The 1,778-nt window shown below is 53.8% G+C and carries 2 protein-coding genes and 1 pseudogene; all 3 read left to right on the top strand.

Annotation, left to right across the window (positions count from 1 at the left end; translation table 11 throughout):
• Positions 1 to 317: 317 nt before the first annotated feature.
• Entirely contained in the window at positions 318 to 440 is a 123-nt protein-coding gene (locus tag QVO51_RS00070) for a hypothetical protein (RefSeq protein WP_015557356.1), read from the top strand.
• Positions 441 to 496: 56 nt separating this feature from the next.
• Positions 497 to 1,564 carry a branched-chain amino acid aminotransferase gene (locus QVO51_RS00065; RefSeq protein WP_015557355.1) on the top strand — a complete coding sequence of 356 codons (1,068 nt, stop codon included), beginning with the start codon at positions 497 to 499 and terminating at the stop codon, positions 1,562 to 1,564.
• 63 nt (positions 1,565 to 1,627) lie between these two features.
• A pseudogene (locus QVO51_RS00060) lies at positions 1,628 to 1,778 on the top strand (glycine--tRNA ligase); the annotation flags it as partial.

Here is a 1,778-nt window from a genome sequence, read left to right as displayed (position 1 = left end):
TACTGCGTAGAAACAGCACGCAGACTATAAGAAAACGCATAAAAGCAAACGGTCACAAAAAGTAAACCGCTCCTGCGTAAAAACAGCACGCAGAGCATCAAAGACACGCCTGGAAAAGATGGTCACAAAATCCGCAGGGCAAGCATGCCCCATAGAGAACAAATGTTCGCAAACGGGGCGGCGAATGGGGAGAAAAAAATTTTGCAGGGTATGGTCAAACCGGAAATTATGTGCTATAATAGAAGCATAACCCGTTCGGGCAGTCTTTGCAGCGCCTGTGGAGGTGCCGGAGGGGAGAATAAGGAGGCATGTGAGGGATGAAAAATCTGATGAAGGCAGTGCTGGTGATCGCCGCAGTTCTGGGTGCGCTGGTATCGGTCAAGCTGGCGCTGGATCTATACGATGAAAAGATCCGCCGCTGCTATATCCGGGCAAATTAAATGTCAATCCGTGTGCGGCTCGGCTGCGCACAATAAATAAAAAAGAAGGTATTGCTATGGAAATCAAATTTGAAAAGGCTGCCTCTCTGAAGGCAAAGCCCACGGACGAGTCCGCTCTGGGCTTCGGTAAGATCTTTACCGACTACATGTTCGTGATGGAATATGAAACCGGCAAGGGCTGGCACAACGCACGGATCACCCCCTTTGCGGATCTGTCCCTGAGTCCGGCGGCTATGTGCCTGCATTACGGTCAGGAGGTATTTGAGGGCATGAAGGCATACCGGAGAGCAGACGGCGGTATTCAGCTGTTCCGTCCCCGGGAGAACTTCAAGCGTCTGAACCAGTCCAACCAGCGTCTGGTCATCCCCCAGATCAACGAGGAGGATGCACTCCAGGGTCTGGAGGAGCTGCTGAAGGTGGAGAAGGACTGGGTACCCCACAGCAAGGGCGCTTCCCTGTACATCCGTCCCTTCATCATTGCGGTTGACCCGTTCCTGGGGGTACATCCCGGGGACAAGTACCTGTTCATCATCATTCTGTCTCCCTCCGGCGCATATTATGCAAGCGGGCTGAATCCGGTGAACATTTATGTAGAAAGCAAGTACGTCCGGGCAGTCCGGGGCGGTATGGGCTTTGCCAAGACCGGCGGTAACTATGCGGCTTCCCTGATCGGGCAGGACGAGGCACATAAGCAGAACTACTCCCAGGTGCTGTGGCTGGACGGCGTGGAGCAGAAGTACATTGAAGAAGTGGGCGCTATGAACATCTTCTTCGTCATCGACAACGAGATCGTAACCCCCATGCTCCAGGGCTCCATCCTGCCGGGCATCACCAGAAAGTCCACCATCGAGCTGTGCAAGAGCTGGGGCATGAAGGTGTCCGAGCGCCGCATCGACATCCAGGAAATTGCGGACGCTTACGATGCAGGCAAGCTCCAGGAGGTATTCGGCACCGGTACCGCTGCGGTCATCTCTCCGGTTGGCCATCTGAAGTGGAACGATAAGGTGATGGAGATCAACGACAACAAGATCGGCCCGATCTCCCAGAAGCTGTATGACACCATGACCGGCATCCAGTGGGGCGAGATCGCAGATCCCTTCAACTGGATCGAGAAGATCGACTGATTCAGAACAAATGTGCGCTCTGTCCCATGGGGCGGAGCGCATTTTATGAAAGGAATTCTATTTATGATCAACACCGAAAAGACAATGGACAAAATCGTTGCCCTGTGCAAGGGCCGGGGCTTTGTGTATCCCGGCAGCGAGATTTACGGCGGTCTGGCGAATACATGGGACTACGGGCCTCTGGGCGTGGAGCTGAAGAACAACATCAAGCAGG

The organism is Ruminococcus sp. CAG:379 (genome assembly GCF_000434255.1).
GTDB classification, from domain to species: domain Bacteria; phylum Bacillota; class Clostridia; order Oscillospirales; family Ruminococcaceae; genus Ruminococcus_F; species Ruminococcus_F champanellensis.
The sequence above is the reverse complement of the archived record's forward strand: the minus strand, read 5'-3'. Positions and strand labels throughout refer to the sequence as shown.

Coding starts and splice junctions, on each gene's coding strand:
- QVO51_RS00070 (WP_015557356.1), top strand. CDS start 318: ATGAAAAATCTGATGAAGGCAGTGCTGGTGATCGCCGCAGTTCTGGGT.
- QVO51_RS00065 (WP_015557355.1), top strand. CDS start 497: ATGGAAATCAAATTTGAAAAGGCTGCCTCTCTGAAGGCAAAGCCCACG.